The following is a 14,917-nucleotide window of genomic DNA, read 5'->3' as shown; positions in this document are numbered from 1 at the left end:
CCTGAAGGCGGCGCGCTAGCCGTACGAGCGGCTCACGAAACCGTCAGGTCGAACCAGCACCGTCCCGTACGGCCAGCCGTCCACCAGGTGCACCGGAATGTCGGCCTCCACGTCGGGATCGGCCGTGAGTACGCACCACTGCGATCCGACGAGATCCAGCGTGGACACCCCGTCGGTCACCCACATGTGCGGCAGGCGGGATCCCGGGGACCCGTCGAGGTCGAGGGCGACGTCCTCGGTGGAGGGGAGCTCCGCACCGCCATACCGGTAGCCCATGTGCACCACCGGCGCGTTTATCGCCCCCGCTGCCTTGCGCGCCTGTGCCATGTCCTTTCCCCAGTGCAGGGACGGATCGTTGAACCGCAGGCGCGCCTGCTCCATCGTCATGAGGGCCACTGGATGGCGTTCGGCGTGATAAGTCTCCAGCAGCTCGGGTCCGGCCTCGCCGCGCAGCACGTGCGCGAGCTTCCACGCCAGGTTGTGCGCGTCGGCGACGCCGGCGTTCAGCCCGAACGCGCCCAGTGGGGGGATGGCGTGCGCCGCGTCGCCCACCAGGAAGACCCGCCCGACGGAGAGCCGGTCGGCCACCTGGCCGCGCCCCCGGAACCTCAGCACACTGCGGATCTCCACCTCGATCGACGGGTCGCCGACCGCGGTGCGGATGAGGTCGGGAGTCGGCTCGGTGTCGAGGCGGGTGAGGAACACCCACTCGCGTTCGCCGTCGACGGTCACCAGCAGGCCGGTCGCGTCCGGATGCTCGATATTGCACATTGCGAACGGCTTGCGCGGCCGCAGATCAGCGCGGAACAGGACGCTCGTCGTCTCCTGACCGATCGCACCGGGACCGGTGAGGCCGATGCCGAGGATCTGCCGGACCCGGCTCCGCACCCCGTCGGCCGCCACCAGATAGCGCGCCCGCACGACACGCCCGTCGGACAGGGTCGCCGTGACGCCGTTGGAGTCCTGCTCGAAGGAGTCGAGCGCCAGCCCGAACTTCACGTCGCCAGCCTTGGTGATCAGCACGCGGTCGAGCCGGTTCTGTGCGCAGGTGCCGCGGATCCGAGCTGGTGTGTAGATGAGCTCGGCCGCGATTTTCGTCTTCCACTCCGCGCCTTCGGTGAAGTCGGCCTCTGCGAGCGTGCGCCCTCTGATCTTCCCCGCCCGCAAGTCGACCGCGGCCTCGTTGACCGCGTGCTCCAGGCCGACCTCGCGCAGGATCTCCAACGTCCGCGACCCGATGCCGGTGGCCCTGGGGTGGGGCGAGAGCTCCGGCTTCTCCTCGACGACGAGGGGCTTGACGCCGTGGTGGCGCAGCAGCACCGCGAGCATCAGCCCGACGGATCCGCCGCCCGCGATCAAAACATCCGTGGATGCAGTCTGCCCATTCATGAGTCGCCCTTCGATACAGTGAATTATCAAATACACTGTATCGAACTGTCCGATGTATTGTCAGCGGCATGTTGGTGTGGGAGAGGCCGGAGCCACCGAATCGACCAGTGCCGGCCCCGCTGAGCCGGGAGCGAATCATACGAGCGGCGATCCAGCTGGCCGACGCGGACGGAGGACTACCGGCGGTGTCGCTACGTAAGGTTGCCGCCGCACTGGACGTCGGGCCGATGCGGCTGTACGGCTACATCGCCACCAAGGAGGAATTGCTCGACCTGATGGTCGATTCGGTCTACGCCGAGATCCGGCCGGCCGGCGACGGTTGGCGAGAGGTGTTGCGCTCCCTCGCCGAAACCACCCGACAGGCCGCTCATCAACACGAATGGTTCGCCGACCTGATCGGTGGGCGACCCCAGCTCGGGCCGAACGCGCTAGCCAGAGGAGAGGCTGTGGTGGCCGCGATGGACGGCATCGACGTGGACATCGTCATGCCGGTGGTCGACGCGGTCAATGCGTACGTGGTCGGGGCGGTGCGTCGGGAGATCGCCGAGCGGCGCGCCGAGCGGGCCACCGGGATGAACGAGAAGCAGTGGCAGGCCGCCTTCGGGCCTTATCTCGAGCGAACCTTCGCCACCGGCCGATTCCCCGCGCTGTCCACGGTCATACGCGACGCCGCCCACCTGGACGCCGACCAAACCTTCCGCACCGGCCTCGACTTCCTCCTCGACGGCATCCAAGCCCACATCGCGAGCTGACACGCAGCCGAGGGACCAGACGCGCGCCGACCGTGGCACCAACACGGCGTTGACGCGCAGAGACGACGCGACCTCCAACTCCCGAAGCCATGGGCAAGCCATTGTCGTTGTTTTCCGCGCGGTTACTACCGGGACCTCTGCAACTCTGGTCTGCCGCCGCTGCGCATTCTCGGCCCCGCCCGGGTGATCGACACAAAGGCGATGCTGCGCTACCGGCTCGCCGGTCTAAGCAGCACCTGCGAGTACCGCACGCAACCGGACCGCGAATCCGGCTGGGTCCTCGACGAATCCGGTGTGTCCGCCGGGGAATACGGTCGGAGTCACTCCGATGGCCTGACTGAGCGCCCGCGATGTGCGGTCGCAGTGTTGGCCGGTCGATTCGGAGCCGATGCCGATTAGGATGCGGGCCGGAGTCGATTGCAGCACAGCGATATTCGGCTCCCACGTGGTGGTGCCGCGCAGTTCGTGATCGAACCAGTAGCGCTCGCTGGCCAGCTGGCGCGGGTCGCGCTCGCCGCCGAACACCTGCTGTAGCACCGGTTCCGGCATCACCATGTTGGCGTTGACCATGAACTTGCGCCATGCACCGAGCACATCGCCGCTGCGGTAGGTGGCGATGACGTCCTCGGTTCCGGCGCGCACCTGGTCGCGGTCCTCGAGCAGTTCACCCAGCGGCGGTTCGTGGGCGATCACGGTGGTGACCAGGTCCGGCTGGGATTGGGCCAGGGCCAATGCGCTCACAGCGCCGCCGCTGGAGCCGAATACCACCGCAGGGCCGATGCCGAGGTGAGTGATGAGGCAGGCCAGGTCGTCGGCGCGCAGCTGCGGTGTCGAGTCCTGTTCCGCGTCATGGAGCACGCTGCCCTGATGGCCGCGCGGGTCGGTGGTGAGCACGGTGCGGTCGGTGGCGAGCAGTTCCGCCAGCGGCGCGAAGGCCGCCGCATCCATCGGGGCGCCGACCAACACGACCAGCGGCCCGCTACCGCGCACCTCGTAGTGCAGTCGAGCCCCGGGCACGTCGAGGGTGTGCGTGGTGGCGGTCGAAGTCGGGGTCATCAAGATCTCCTCGGACAAAGTAGTCATGGTCTGCCGAGAATGTTGACCGGCATGGGCACGCGAATTAATCGGTCGGGCCCGGCCAAATGTCGTCGAGTTCTCGGAGCGTCTCGGCCGCCGGCCCGCTCGGAACATGGCTGAGGCCGGCGATCCCTGACCGGCCTACGTGAACGCGACGCGCTGTTCGGACTCAGCAACTCGATCTACGACTGGCACGACCGTTCGACAAGCTGTTCCTGCCAACCCTCGCCATGGTCGCCGAATTCGAAGCGAACCTGAATCATCTGCGCATCCACCGCATCATCAGCGGAACCGCACCATGGGCATAGCCCTCGCGCGATTGCCGTTCAGGCAACTTCTTCTTCCGGCGAGTCCACGAATCACCTTCTACCAGGCGACATCTCGAACTTCCTCGGATTTTCGGCGATTACTACCGGGACCCCCAGATGCGGTGTGCGTCTGCGCGTGAAACTTGCGAAACCTAGGGCTATTAGGTTATAAACTAGGCCCCATAGTTTCAGGAGATGTGATGTCACCACGCGCCGGATTGACTACCGAGCGGATCACGCTGGCGGCGGCGGAGCTCGCCGATGAAGTCGGTTTCGACAACATCACCATCGCCGCGCTGGCCAGGAAGTTCGGAGTCAAGGACGCGAGCCTGTACTCGCACATCAAGAACCTCGAAGATCTGCGTAACCGGGTGGCCATGCTGGCAAGCGACGAGAAGACCGACCGCATTGCCGCGGCGGTGGCCGGGCGCGCCGGACGGGCTGCGCTCGCGGCATTTGCCGCCGAGTGGCGCCGCTATGCCCTGGAACATCCCGGCCGCTATGCCGCCACCCAAATGCCGATGGACCCCGCCGTCGCCGCGGATTGGACCGGCGGATTGCGTGCCATCGACCTGACCTATGGGATGCTGCGCGCCTACGGGCTCGACGAACCCGATATCACCGATGCGGTTCGCCTGTTGCGCAGCACTTTTCACGGTTATGCCAACCTGGAGGCGAGCGGCGGCTTCGGCCACGCCCGCTCCACCGCCACATCCTGGCACCGCGTGATCGACGCCCTGCACATCACCCTCACCCATTGGCCGACCGACGAGAAAGCGAAATCGCAGTGAGATCCGAAACCCTCGAAGTTCCCGGCGCCACCTTGTATTTCGAGGTGCGCGGCCACGGCCCGGTGCTGCTCCTCCTGCCGGGCAGTGGCGGCGACGCCGGCATCTTCGACCCGATCGCCGATGCGCTCGCCGAGCACTTCACGGTCGTCGCCGCCGATCCGCGTGGCTACTCGCGCAGCGTGCTGGACGCTCCCGAACCCGTGGACCAGCGGATGGAAGTTTTCAGCGACGACGCATACCGTCTGCTCGAACACCTTACGCCCGCAGGTGAATTCGCATATGTCGCCGGTGTCAGCGGTGGCGCGGTCGTCGCGCTCGACCTGCTCGCCCGTCATCCGGAACGGCTGCGCCTGGTCGTCGCCCACGAGCCGCCGTGCTTCGCGGTCCTGCCCGATGCGCCCGCGCACCGGGCCATGGTCGAGGAGGTGGTCGAACTCGCCCGTGACCAGGGACCCGCCGTCGCGGGCGGGCGTTTCATGCAGGCGGTGGGCGTCACCTCGAAGCCGCTGCCCAATGCCGCCGAGGTCCCGGCGCGCACCGCCGAAATGCTCGGGCGGCTCATGGGTAACGCGCCGGTGATGTTCGCTCATGAACTGCGCGCGGTCACCGATTACCGGCCCGATACGGCCGCACTCGCCGCCGTCGTGGACCGCCTTGTGCTCGCCGCAGGTCGGGAAACCCGTGGCCAACTCCCCTATCGGACCGCCGAAACCCTTGCGACCGAGTTGGACCGACCGCTGGTCGAGTTCCCAGGTGGGCACAGCGGTGTGCGGGAAACCCCAACCGAATTCGCTCGTGCTCTCCTGGAAGCGCTGACGGTCCCCGCTGATCGCTGACCCACGCGGCTCCCGGTTTCCCTCAGGGGAAGCCGGACCGTGCGGGGCGGAAACGATGCTGAGCGTGCACGTTTCGTCGAGATGGGCAGATGTCGCCAGTTCCGACGGACCAGTGCGCGCTCAGCATCGTCAAGCCAATCGATCCCTCTGCACTGGAACGTATTCCGGCCGCCGCCATGCCGGAACCAAACCATATGTCGCAGCGCGCAGCACCCACTCCACCGGCCCATACGCGTGGCCGCGCAACCACCAGTGACTGAAGGCGAGCTGCGCGCCATAGGTCACCAACGCGATCCCGATGACGCCCGCCGGTGGCACATCATCTGCTAGGGCGAATCCGTAGCCGGTGTAGATCACCATCAACACCACCGACTGCATGATGTAGTTGGAGGCCGCCATCCGACCGGCCGGGGCGAGCAGCGCCATATACTGTGCGGTGCGGGCTGCTCGAGTCAGCATGATGATCCCCGCGATGTATGCGAATGTCATGAGTGGGTTGATCATTTCTTGGATCCCGTTCCAGTACGACGGCGGTTCCAGCCAACCCATCCCGTAGGAGAATGTCACCGCCGAGACCGGCAGTCCGACCGCGAGCCCGCCGATGAACACCCGAGGTGCCCAGCGGCGCAATGTCTCCTGTTCCGTGAACAGCTCGCGCCTACCGGCAGCCATCCCGATCAGGAACATCCCGAGCGCCGGAACTCCCTGGGTGATCCAGATCAGGATGATCCACAGCGGCGCCTCCGACAGCTGCATCGTGAAGGTATCACCGAAGCTGCCGGTGTAGCCCTCGTGCAATGCCAACACATCGAGCAGCTCCGCTACCTCGGTAATTCCACCGGCACCCGGCAGGAACGCCCATATCGACCACGCGAGATACAACACCGTCCCGCCGATGACCGCCACCCGCAGCTCCAACCACCGCAGCAGGATCAGAAACAGGCTCAGAAACGCGTACAGCGTCAGGATGTCGCCGATCCACAGCAGGAAAACATGTGCCAACCCGATCGCCATCAGCGCGACACAGCGTCGCAGCAGCCGCGGATTCGCCGACATCCCGGCCCGCTGTGCCGCCGCGATCTGCAGCGTGAACGAATAGCCGAACAGAAATGCGAACAACAGATAGAACCGGCCGCTGAACAGCGCCTCTACCACCGCGTTCACGAAATGGTCGAACGGGCCGTCGAAGCCGAGGCGCGGATCGTCGATGGTGCCGCCGAATGACCACAGCAGCGTGGCGACCACGACATTCACGATGAGGATCCCGAAGAGTGCGAATCCGCGGAGTATGTCGACTTCGGCTATCCGCCGCGATTCGGTTGCGTGCAGGACCGATTCGGACATGATCCGAAGGTAATGGCGCCCCCCGCGAGCTGTCGTCCTCCCCCTGACCGATTCGCGCCCTGACCGGATCCGCCACGAACAGCTACCTCCGGCGTATTGACATCACACCAGGTCGGCGACCTCCAGGTAGAGCTGCCGCTCGATGGCAATGTCGACGAGGAAGCCCTGCTGCCCGCCGACGGTATCGGTCGTATGGAAGGCCGCCACCGCGATCTCGCCGACCCGTAACCGCTGGCCCGCGAAATCTCGCTGTCCCAGGATGATCGGCTGCGCCTGATCGAATACCAACTCTGTGACATCGACCGACAGCGGGGCGCCGAGCAGGTCGGTGACGGTGCCGGGGATGAGCCGGGCCGAAACGATTTGATCGAAGCTGGGCCGCCGCCCGATCCGGTGCGCCACATACATCTTGCCGGCCCGGCCGAAGCACAGGTGAGTCAACAATTCCGCGGTGCGCAGGGGATGCGGATCGAGCTGTGTGAAGGATACGACGTGGCGCACGGTGGCTACGACGTCGCGTGCGATCACGATGCCGCGCCGGTCCAGATGGCCGCGAATCAGGTTGCCCCGGAATGTGGTTCGCGGATGATCCGCGCGCGGATCGAGGTCGACGAGCGCGAGGTCCGCTGGATCGAAGGCGTGTCCGCCGCGGAATCCGGTGCGCCGGTCGGCGCCGAGTGCCCGACTGCCGCGCTCGTCCAATTCGATGTCGAGCAGCACCTGGAAGTCGAACGGTGAGAAGAACATCGGCCGATGCGATAGGTAACAGTCGGTGCCGGTCCCGAAGACCACCATCCCGTGTGTGCCGACCGTCGGGGCCGACCGATATGGAGCCGCATATCTGGCCGTCCTGGTGAACATCCCGCTCATGGGACGCTCCTTTCTTCATCCCCGCCCATAGCCTGGCCCGAATACACCCCCTTGCCACGAGTGTCCCGCTACTCGAATCCCCCGACCCCCGCTACTCGACCTCCCGATCCGATATGTCCCGTTCAGGCTCTACGATCCTCCGATCGCGCCGCCTCAGCAATCGGTCATGACCTGGACATATGGGTCGCCGGTACATGCCCCTGGCAAAAGGCAGCGCACGGCTCGGCACCGAGATGCGCCGGCTTGGTGGGCGCAGTGGCCTGCTGACTCGGATGCGACCTCAGTTGTAAGACTTGGTGACGCTGTCGATGAGGTGTTCGAGGGTGTCGATGGTGGGCGTGTCGATCACATCGATCACGTCGCCCGGTACCGAGACGTGGTTGTCGGCGGTGACCTTGGCGAATTGGCTGGGGTCACTGGTGCGGAAACCGTGTGCGGCGGCCAGACGCTGCAGGTCCGGATCGGCGGCCAGCAGTCGTCCGATGCGATCACCGGACGCGGTGAGTGGCACCAGAGTGTGCTGGGAGACCACGGTCGGGGACGGGTAGGTCAGCACCATGCCGGGTTTGATCTGGCCGCGCACGGCCGCCTCGACGAACTGGGCCTCGTAGATCCAGACCATCGGTGTCGGGCCCACACCCGCCGCGAGGTACTCGCGGAACGGGCCGTCGGTGGAGTTCTCGGTGTAGCCCTGGCGCACGAACAGCCGCGACACCGTGGGCAGCACGGCCTGCTCGGCGGCCGGACCCTGCACGATGGTGTTGTCATTAGCGACGTGGCTGGCGATGGCCAGGTACATAGCGGCGGAGTTGGAGGTCCGCGGGTCGGTCGTGGAGACCAGGATGTTCTTGTGCACCGGGTAGACGGTGTTGTCGCGAAGTTTGTCCCATTCCACATCGTTGCGCACGAGTTCGAGGTACCGAGCCATGTCGAAGGTCGGGACCGGCCCCGGACGCACCACGCCTACCGCGGTCAGCAGGTCGGCGATGGGCTGGAAGGTCGCGATCGCCATGGGTGAAGAGAACGGCGTGTACTTGGTGCTGATATTGCGCGCCCGCTGAATCCGTTCCGCCGCAGGCGCACTCGACGGAAAGGCGAAGTCGTACTTCCCGAGATCAATGGAGGTCGCGATCTGTCGCGATCCGGCCGGATCGACCTGCGCCTTGACGCCCTTGCGGGCCAAGGCATCCACGACGCGCGGGTCTTCGAAGAAGGCCATCTTCTCCGAGCCGACCACGCCGTGCACGGTGGTCAGCGCTGCTGTCGCGCTGGCCGGAGCGGGCTGGTCGGGCTGGCGCGCCGCGACGGCGATGACCAACGCGAGAACAACGACCAGAGCCGCCGCCGCGAGTCCCATGAGCCGCTTGTCCGCGGCGAATTCGCGGCCAGCCGTGCGGATTCGGCCGATCCCCCGCGCCGGGTCGGGCTGTTGGATCGGATCCGGTTGCGCTGCAACCTTTTCCGCCTCGGCCTGTTTTGTCGAGACCTCGAGTTCCCTGCGCGCGATTCGCTCGATCAGAATCGGAACGAATTCCCGCACCGGATGGCCCGCGAACCGCTGCCGCGCTGTACCCACTACGCTTTCGACCTGATCGGCCGGGTAGTCGTCGACCAGGCGGTCGGTCAACCGCTGAATTGCCTGCTCTTCGCGGACAGTAACGACACCCACCACAGTCTCCTCGGCGTCACATCGATCTTCGGTCGCGACGGCACCCACCCCGTCCGCGCCGCCGAACCCTACCGAAATTTTCGACCGGGATGACACTGGCGAAACCCCCATCCTTGGCGGGTGAATCCCACTTCGACTGTGGCCGTAGACTTCCGCCACTCACCGCTACATGCCGCCCCTGCCCAGGTCAGGGCGGAAATCGCAGCCCGGCTGCCGGGTCGTCGATGGTCGGCCTCACCCCGAAACGTCGCCGAATTCGCGCCGAAAGTTCAACGGGCCATTCACCTTTCGACACTAAACGTTGTCCACAAGTTTCCAGCTTCGCCCGCGCGTCGCGCCCGACACAAGCCGTTCCTCTTTCCGCCCATGCCTGGGCATGCCAGGCATCGATATAGGACGGTAGGTGGCGAGCGTGAGGTTTTGGGCTGCAAGCCATTCCAGGAATGCCGTCGCCTCCGCTGATTTACGGTGCGATCATCGCCTGGATGTCGGGCAGGTTGCCGATCCGCTGGGTCGTCGGTCGGCCGGGGGCGTCGAGTTGGGGTGAACCGGTCGCGCGCAGTCGCGCCCGTACCTCGGATGGTGTTTTGCGCCCGGCGGCTGCGGCGGCCAAGCCTTGGTAGCTGGCGATGGAGCCGACGATGATCGGGGATGCGCTGGAGGTTCCGCTGAAAGTGTCGGTGTACCAGTAGTCTTCGTCGGCGCCGCCCTGCAGATCGCCGTATCCGGTGGTGGTGACTTCGAGGCCCCAGCCTTGTGCGTCGACACGGGATCCGTAGTTGGAGAAGGCAAGTCGCGAACGTGCGGGTCCATGGTCGCGGCCGTGGAATCCGGGTGGTGGTGCGCCGGCGCCGACCAGGATGGCGCCGGAGTCGGCGGCGCCGCCACGGAACGGGTTGCGCCACGAGGTCGGAAAGTCGGTGGGGCGGGTGTCGTACAAGGCGCTGTCGAGGTCTTCCGAACCGTTGCCTGCCGCGCCCACCACGATGACGCCGCGTCCGATCGCGTAGCGGATGGCCGCCCAGTCGTCGGGCCACCATTCGATCGCGATGTATCCAGCCTGGTCCTCGCGGTTCTGGAAGTTGTGGCGCGGTCCGGGCCGGTGCAGTTCGAGCAGGATGATGTCGCCTGCGCTCAGTGCGTCGGCAGCAGTGCGGATGGCTGCCGCGGACCCCGCGTCGAATACCGAGACCGCGCGGATGGCGGCATCGGCGGCGATCCCGGTGATACCGAAGGTGTTCAGATCACCGCTGATCTCCCCGGCCACCGCTGTGCCGTGATTGCGCCAGCCCGCATCCGTCGACGGCGCACCGCCGATCACTCCCCCCTGATTCGCCAGCAGGTCTTCGTGGGTGAATCGCCACGCGCCCTCCACGTCCACGATGCGCACGCCCGCGCCGCGACCACCGGGTTGGGTCCAGGCCCAGCGCGCGTTCACACCTTGCGGCGCGGCATCCAGATAACCTTGCCGGGCTTCGAAATTCGGCGTCACGGGCGGCGCGTCCGCCAGGCGACGGGCCGCGATATCGGCCAGTACGACCGGTGGCGCGATCGGCGGTTCCGCGGGCGGTTTGATATAGGCCGCCTCGACCGCGTCATCGGCACGCAGTCGGTCCGCGAGCGCCTCGAGTTCATCCCTGACTCCGCGCACGGCGAAGTAGCGCAGATATTCCGCGCCCACTTCCTCCTGAGCGGTACCCGCGATCCGCCGCGGCAATCGATTGGGCGGCCCGAAGATGCGTACCGGCGCACCGCCTTCCGGCAGTAGTTCGACCAGCCGCGATTGCGCCGCGAGACTCTCGCGCACCGCATTCGGATCGATACCCGCCCGGGCACCGTGGGTGACGACGATCAGTTCCGAACCACTATCGGTACGCACCATGACGACAGTTAACCCGTCCCATGACCATCGCGCCAGCGCGATCGAACGCCAACTCGGGTGTGCGCCAGTTCAGTTCGGCGCCGCCGGAATGTGCGCGGACCGCGTAACCGGGTGGACCTCGCCGCGTCCGCGCGCGACCGTGAGAATTTCCAGCATGCCGATCACGATCGCGCAGCCACCCGCAGCCATGCCGAGTACGTCCAGCGAATCGAACGGCAGGGCGATCATGATGAATCCCACCATCATGGTCAGCAGCCCGAACATCTCTTGCCAGCCACCCTCAGGCAACCCCTCGGCCCAGACCGCCACCGTTGCCTGCACGATCCCGCGCACGGCCCAGCCGAGACCGATCCACACCGCGAGCAGCAGGATCGAATTCGCACTGTGGAACGCCATCACGGCCAATGCGATCGAGACGGCGCCGCTGAATAATACGAACGTCCGCAGCGCCGCGCCGAACCGGGCGTCTATCGCGATGATCAGCTGTATCGCACTACTCAATAGTAGATAGAGCCCGAACAACAACTCCGCCATCGGCTCGGTCTTGTCCGGCCACACGGCGATCAGCACTCCGAGAACCACCGAGCCGATACCCGCGACAAATACAGCCAGCCGCACTCCGTCGGCAAGCGAACCCCCACGACCCGCACTCTCGTTTTCGGGCATAGCTCCATAGTATGGCCAGAGGATGCGGATAACCGAATGTTTGCTTTCGGGTCGCGATATTTCTACGCCGGCTGAGCGTGTCGCGGTGCATTGCGCATGTGCACGAGTGTCCCGACACCGCAGGCGATGACCGTCCCGACCACAAGCGTCAGCGGCATGTGTCGGGCAAGCAGCTTCTCGCGCAACGGGTCACGCATCAGCCGCGAGCCCGCGACAATCATCAACCACCCCTCGCAGAGCGCCGAGACGAGCGCAGCCTCGACCATCGGTCGCCACGCTCCACGGTTCCGCTCGACCAGCCAACCGCCGATGCCGAGCAGCGCACAGCCGAACCCGATGAGCGACGCGCTGATCGCAGTGCCGAACGCCACCGTCCGCGCGTCGACGGCACCAATGGCGGTGGCCGCGAACGCGACCAGCCCGAATCCGAGGAGTAGCCGAGGACGAAAGGCCTTCCAGGACCACCACCGCTACTCCGGTGCGGTCACGCGTCGATCGCGAGAACCGTGCCGCGGACGGTGGAACCGGTGACGATCTGCCATGGCACGGTTACTCGGGCGGTATCCGTCGGACCGGAAGCCGGTGTGGCCGGCTCGGGACGTAGGGCCCGCTCGACCCGAACGCTTCGACCACTACCGACGGCGATATCGGTGTGCGTCGGCGTATCGAGGACCGAGCGGAGTTTCGTTGCGGCGGAGGAGAACTCGCCCGATGTGACGGCAACGGAGGGGTCCGGGGTGTCGCTTGTGCGCTGCGCTTGCGGCTGCGCCTGCCCGGCCAACAGCGCGACAATCTGAGCGACCGCCACCGGATCTCGGGTCGCGTCGTAGATCCAGCGTTGTCCGAGCACACCGTGTATCGAGGTGCCGACGAGAGCGTCATCGGCACCGTCGAGTGGTGCGCCGCGGTAGGTGAGCGGCATGTGATAGGTGATCGGTTCCGGTCCAACGCCATCGTTCACCAGCACGAATTCGATGCCGACCGCACCCGCCGGATCGTCGAGCCGGAAGCCACCGGCCTTGCTCAGCTCCGGCGCACGCCCGCCGTCTCGATACCACGGCCGGGTCGGCAACCAGGCGGTCAGCAGTTCGAGCTTGCTGGGCGACATGGTCGTATGATGAATGACAGCCATGGGCCACCCTAACCTTCAACGGCGAGCGGAGGTTTCACGCGGCCTGGAGTCCGTGAGTGCGCGATGCCCCCGGAGCTGAACCACGATCCACTGCCGACCGTCACCAGCGGACCCCAGCCGATGCGCACCGCATGCGGCAGCGAGAAATGCGGCAGCGGCAGCACGATCGCGAAGGCCAGCGAAACTACGCTCCACCGCCGCAATGGCTCCGACCGCCAAATGGCAACGGCGACAAGGATCGTGGCGGCAATCTATCTTCTCAGAGGCACATGGCGCGTCCGATGGCGGCTTCGGCGTGTGCGCGCGGGTTCTCGTTCGGCGCCTGGGGCGCCACCAGGCAGAAGCAGATTCTAGATCTCAGCACGGCTTGGGCTGTCGAGAATGCGCCACCAGCTCCATCCCAGGGACACTCGCGGCCACGACTGGACGCGCGACAAAGTCTGAGGACCATAATCGAACGAGTTTCGAAGTCCGCCAGAAATTTCGCCGTGGGATGTCGAGAATCAACCGGCGGCTTCGTCCCCGAAATGAACACGGCCAGAATGGGCCGTACCGTACCGAGGAGAACACGATGGCCAAATACCTGCTGCTCAAGCATTACCGAGGCGCGCCGGCCTCGGCCAACGATGTGCCGATGGACCAGTGGACACCGGAGGAGCTTTCGGCCCACGTGCAGTACATGCAGGACTTCGCCGCGCGGCTCGAGGGCACCGGCGAGTTCGTCGACAGTCAGGCGCTGTCCCCGGAGGGCACGTTCATCCGCTCCGACGGCGAGGGGCGGCCGCCGATCACCGATGGCCCGTTCGCGGAGACCAAGGACCTGATCGCCGGCTGGGTGGTGATCGATGTCGACACCCACGAGCGGGCGCTCGAGCTGGCCGGCGAGTTGTCCGCGGCTCCGGGGGCGGGTGGCAAACCAGTCCAGGAGTGGCTCGAGGTGCGACCGTTCCTGACCGCGCCCCCGACCATCACGGAGTAACGCACGGTGGACAAGGCCCTGGTGCGGACCCTCACCCCCACGGTGATCGGGATCCTCGTCCGTCGCGGAGCCGAGTTCGCGGCGGCCGAGGATGCCGTGCAGGACGCCCTGGTCGAAGCGGTGCGCGCGTGGCAGGATGATCCGCCGCGAGATCCCAAGGGCTGGTTGGTCACTGTGGCTTGGCGCAAGTTTCTCGACGCTGCCCGCTCCGATACCTCCCGGCAGCGGCGCGAGGTGCTCGTCGAAATCGAGCCCAGGCCCGACCCGGGCGAGGCGGTGGACGACACGCTGCAGCTGTACTTCCTCTGCGCGCACCCGTCTCTGACACCGGCTTCGGCCGTCGCGCTCACGCTGCGCGCGGTCGGGGGCCTGACCACGCGTCAAATCGCGCAGGCCTACCTCGTGCCCGAGGCGACCATGGCCCAGCGGATCAGCAGGGCCAAGCGGACCGTCTCGAACGTCCGGTTCAACCAGCCCGGTGACGTCGCCACGGTGCTGCGGGTGCTCTACCTGGTCTTCAACGAGGGCTACTCCGGCGACGTCGACCTCGCCGGCGAGGCGATCCGGCTCACTCGCCAGCTGGCGACCAAGACCCACGATGAGGAGGTCGCGGGCCTGCTGGCGCTCATGCTGCTGCACCATGCGCGGCGCCCGGCACGGACCGGCACCGACGGCAGGCTCGTGCCGCTTGCCGAGCAGGACCGCAGCCTGTGGAATACCCGTCTGATCGCCGAGGGCGTCGACGTGCTGCAGGCCGCCCTCGCGCGCGACCGCCTAGGTGAGTTCCAGGTCCAAGCCGCCATCGCCGCGCTCCACGCCGACGCCCGGACGGTCGAGGAGACCGACTGGGTGCAGATCGTCGAATGGTACGACGAACTGGTGCGCCTCACCGACAGCCCGGTGGCCCGCCTCAACCGGGCGGTCGCGGTCGGCGAGGCCGACGGCCCGCGGGCCGGCCTGGCCGCCCTGGCCGAGCTCGACTCCGCCCTACCCCGCCACACCGCCGTCGCGGCATACCTGCGCGAGCGTGACGGTGACCCGGTAACCGCGGCACGGCTCTACGCCGAAGCCGCCCGCTCGGCGACCAGCCTCCCCGAACGCGACCACCTCACGCGCCAGGCGGCACGACTCAACGCGCAGCTGCGCAGTTGAGCGCGGGCCCGGTCTCGACGAGTCCGGTTGATAGCTCTAACCAGGTGCGCCGTCGGATACCACGTGCTAC

At 66.6% G+C, this 14,917-nt stretch carries 14 protein-coding genes; 5 read left to right on the top strand and 9 right to left on the bottom strand.

What is annotated here, in order from left to right; genetic code table 11:
- Nucleotides 1-15: 15 nt before the first annotated feature.
- The gene (locus tag ACIBJI_RS20730; protein WP_397085302.1) at nt 16-1,359 is read right to left on the bottom strand and encodes an FAD-dependent monooxygenase; all 1,344 of its coding nucleotides are present in this window, start codon (nt 1,357-1,359) and stop codon (nt 16-18) included.
- 215 nt (nt 1,360-1,574) lie between these two features.
- On the opposite strand from ACIBJI_RS20730, the gene ACIBJI_RS20725 reads away from it, so the two are divergent.
- Nucleotides 1,575-2,141 carry a TetR/AcrR family transcriptional regulator C-terminal domain-containing protein gene (locus ACIBJI_RS20725; protein ID WP_397085300.1) on the top strand — a complete coding sequence of 189 codons (567 nt, stop codon included), beginning with the start codon at nt 1,575-1,577 and terminating at the stop codon, nt 2,139-2,141.
- Nucleotides 2,142-2,366: 225 nt separating this feature from the next.
- On the opposite strand, the gene ACIBJI_RS20720 is transcribed toward ACIBJI_RS20725, so the two are convergent.
- The gene (locus ACIBJI_RS20720) at nt 2,367-3,197 is read right to left on the bottom strand and encodes an alpha/beta fold hydrolase (protein ID WP_396956698.1); all 831 of its coding nucleotides are present in this window, start codon (nt 3,195-3,197) and stop codon (nt 2,367-2,369) included.
- Nucleotides 3,198-3,726: 529 nt separating this feature from the next.
- Between ACIBJI_RS20720 and ACIBJI_RS20715 the strand changes: the two genes are divergently transcribed.
- Both ACIBJI_RS20715 and ACIBJI_RS20710 read left to right on the top strand, forming a co-directional pair.
- Nucleotides 3,727-4,317: a TetR/AcrR family transcriptional regulator gene (locus ACIBJI_RS20715; protein WP_397085297.1), complete on the top strand. Its 591-nt coding sequence runs from the start codon at nt 3,727-3,729 to the stop codon at nt 4,315-4,317.
- Nucleotides 4,314-5,153 carry an alpha/beta hydrolase gene (locus ACIBJI_RS20710; RefSeq protein ID WP_364356445.1) on the top strand — a complete coding sequence of 280 codons (840 nt, stop codon included), beginning with the start codon at nt 4,314-4,316 and terminating at the stop codon, nt 5,151-5,153. The genes ACIBJI_RS20715 and ACIBJI_RS20710 overlap by 4 nt, the downstream gene beginning before the upstream one ends.
- 129 nt (nt 5,154-5,282) lie before the next feature.
- Here ACIBJI_RS20710 and ACIBJI_RS20705 read toward each other — a convergent pair whose 3' ends face one another.
- From ACIBJI_RS20705 to ACIBJI_RS20675, 7 genes are all read right to left on the bottom strand, one after another.
- The gene (locus ACIBJI_RS20705; protein WP_397085294.1) at nt 5,283-6,497 is read right to left on the bottom strand and encodes a DUF418 domain-containing protein; all 1,215 of its coding nucleotides are present in this window, start codon (nt 6,495-6,497) and stop codon (nt 5,283-5,285) included.
- Nucleotides 6,498-6,599: 102 nt separating this feature from the next.
- On the bottom strand, nt 6,600-7,367 hold the full coding sequence (locus tag ACIBJI_RS20700) for a hypothetical protein (RefSeq protein WP_397085292.1): 768 nt from the start codon (nt 7,365-7,367) through the stop codon (nt 6,600-6,602).
- Nucleotides 7,368-7,647: 280 nt separating this feature from the next.
- Nucleotides 7,648-9,036 (bottom strand): three-helix bundle dimerization domain-containing protein, encoded by a 1,389-nt coding sequence (locus tag ACIBJI_RS20695; protein ID WP_364356436.1) that lies wholly within the window; start codon nt 9,034-9,036, stop codon nt 7,648-7,650.
- A 463-nt stretch (nt 9,037-9,499) separates the two neighbouring features.
- Nucleotides 9,500-10,918, bottom strand: a complete 1,419-nt coding sequence (locus tag ACIBJI_RS20690; protein WP_364356433.1) for a S8 family serine peptidase — start codon at nt 10,916-10,918, stop codon at nt 9,500-9,502.
- A gap of 69 nt (nt 10,919-10,987) precedes the next feature.
- On the bottom strand, nt 10,988-11,584 hold the full coding sequence (locus ACIBJI_RS20685) for a DUF308 domain-containing protein (RefSeq protein WP_364356430.1): 597 nt from the start codon (nt 11,582-11,584) through the stop codon (nt 10,988-10,990).
- 62 nt (nt 11,585-11,646) lie between these two features.
- Entirely contained in the window at nt 11,647-11,955 is a 309-nt protein-coding gene (locus tag ACIBJI_RS20680; protein WP_397085290.1) for a hypothetical protein, read from the bottom strand.
- Between the two features lie 113 nt (nt 11,956-12,068).
- A complete protein-coding gene (locus ACIBJI_RS20675) occupies nt 12,069-12,692 on the bottom strand; it encodes a 1,4-alpha-glucan branching protein (protein ID WP_397085288.1) in 624 nt (207 codons plus the stop codon).
- 595 nt (nt 12,693-13,287) lie between these two features.
- Between ACIBJI_RS20675 and ACIBJI_RS20670 the strand changes: the two genes are divergently transcribed.
- Both ACIBJI_RS20670 and ACIBJI_RS20665 read left to right on the top strand, forming a co-directional pair.
- On the top strand, nt 13,288-13,695 hold the full coding sequence (locus ACIBJI_RS20670) for a YciI family protein (RefSeq protein ID WP_364346079.1): 408 nt from the start codon (nt 13,288-13,290) through the stop codon (nt 13,693-13,695).
- A 6-nt stretch (nt 13,696-13,701) separates the two neighbouring features.
- Complete coding sequence (locus ACIBJI_RS20665) at nt 13,702-14,847, top strand: sigma-70 family RNA polymerase sigma factor (protein WP_364346077.1); 1,146 nt, start codon at nt 13,702-13,704, stop codon at nt 14,845-14,847.
- Nucleotides 14,848-14,917 lie beyond the last annotated feature (70 nt).

Source organism: Nocardia sp. NPDC050408 (assembly GCF_044458905.1).
In the GTDB taxonomy this organism is placed as follows: domain Bacteria; phylum Actinomycetota; class Actinomycetes; order Mycobacteriales; family Mycobacteriaceae; genus Nocardia.
Note: the sequence above shows the minus strand (reverse complement) of the source record. Positions and strands in the feature narration are given on the sequence as shown.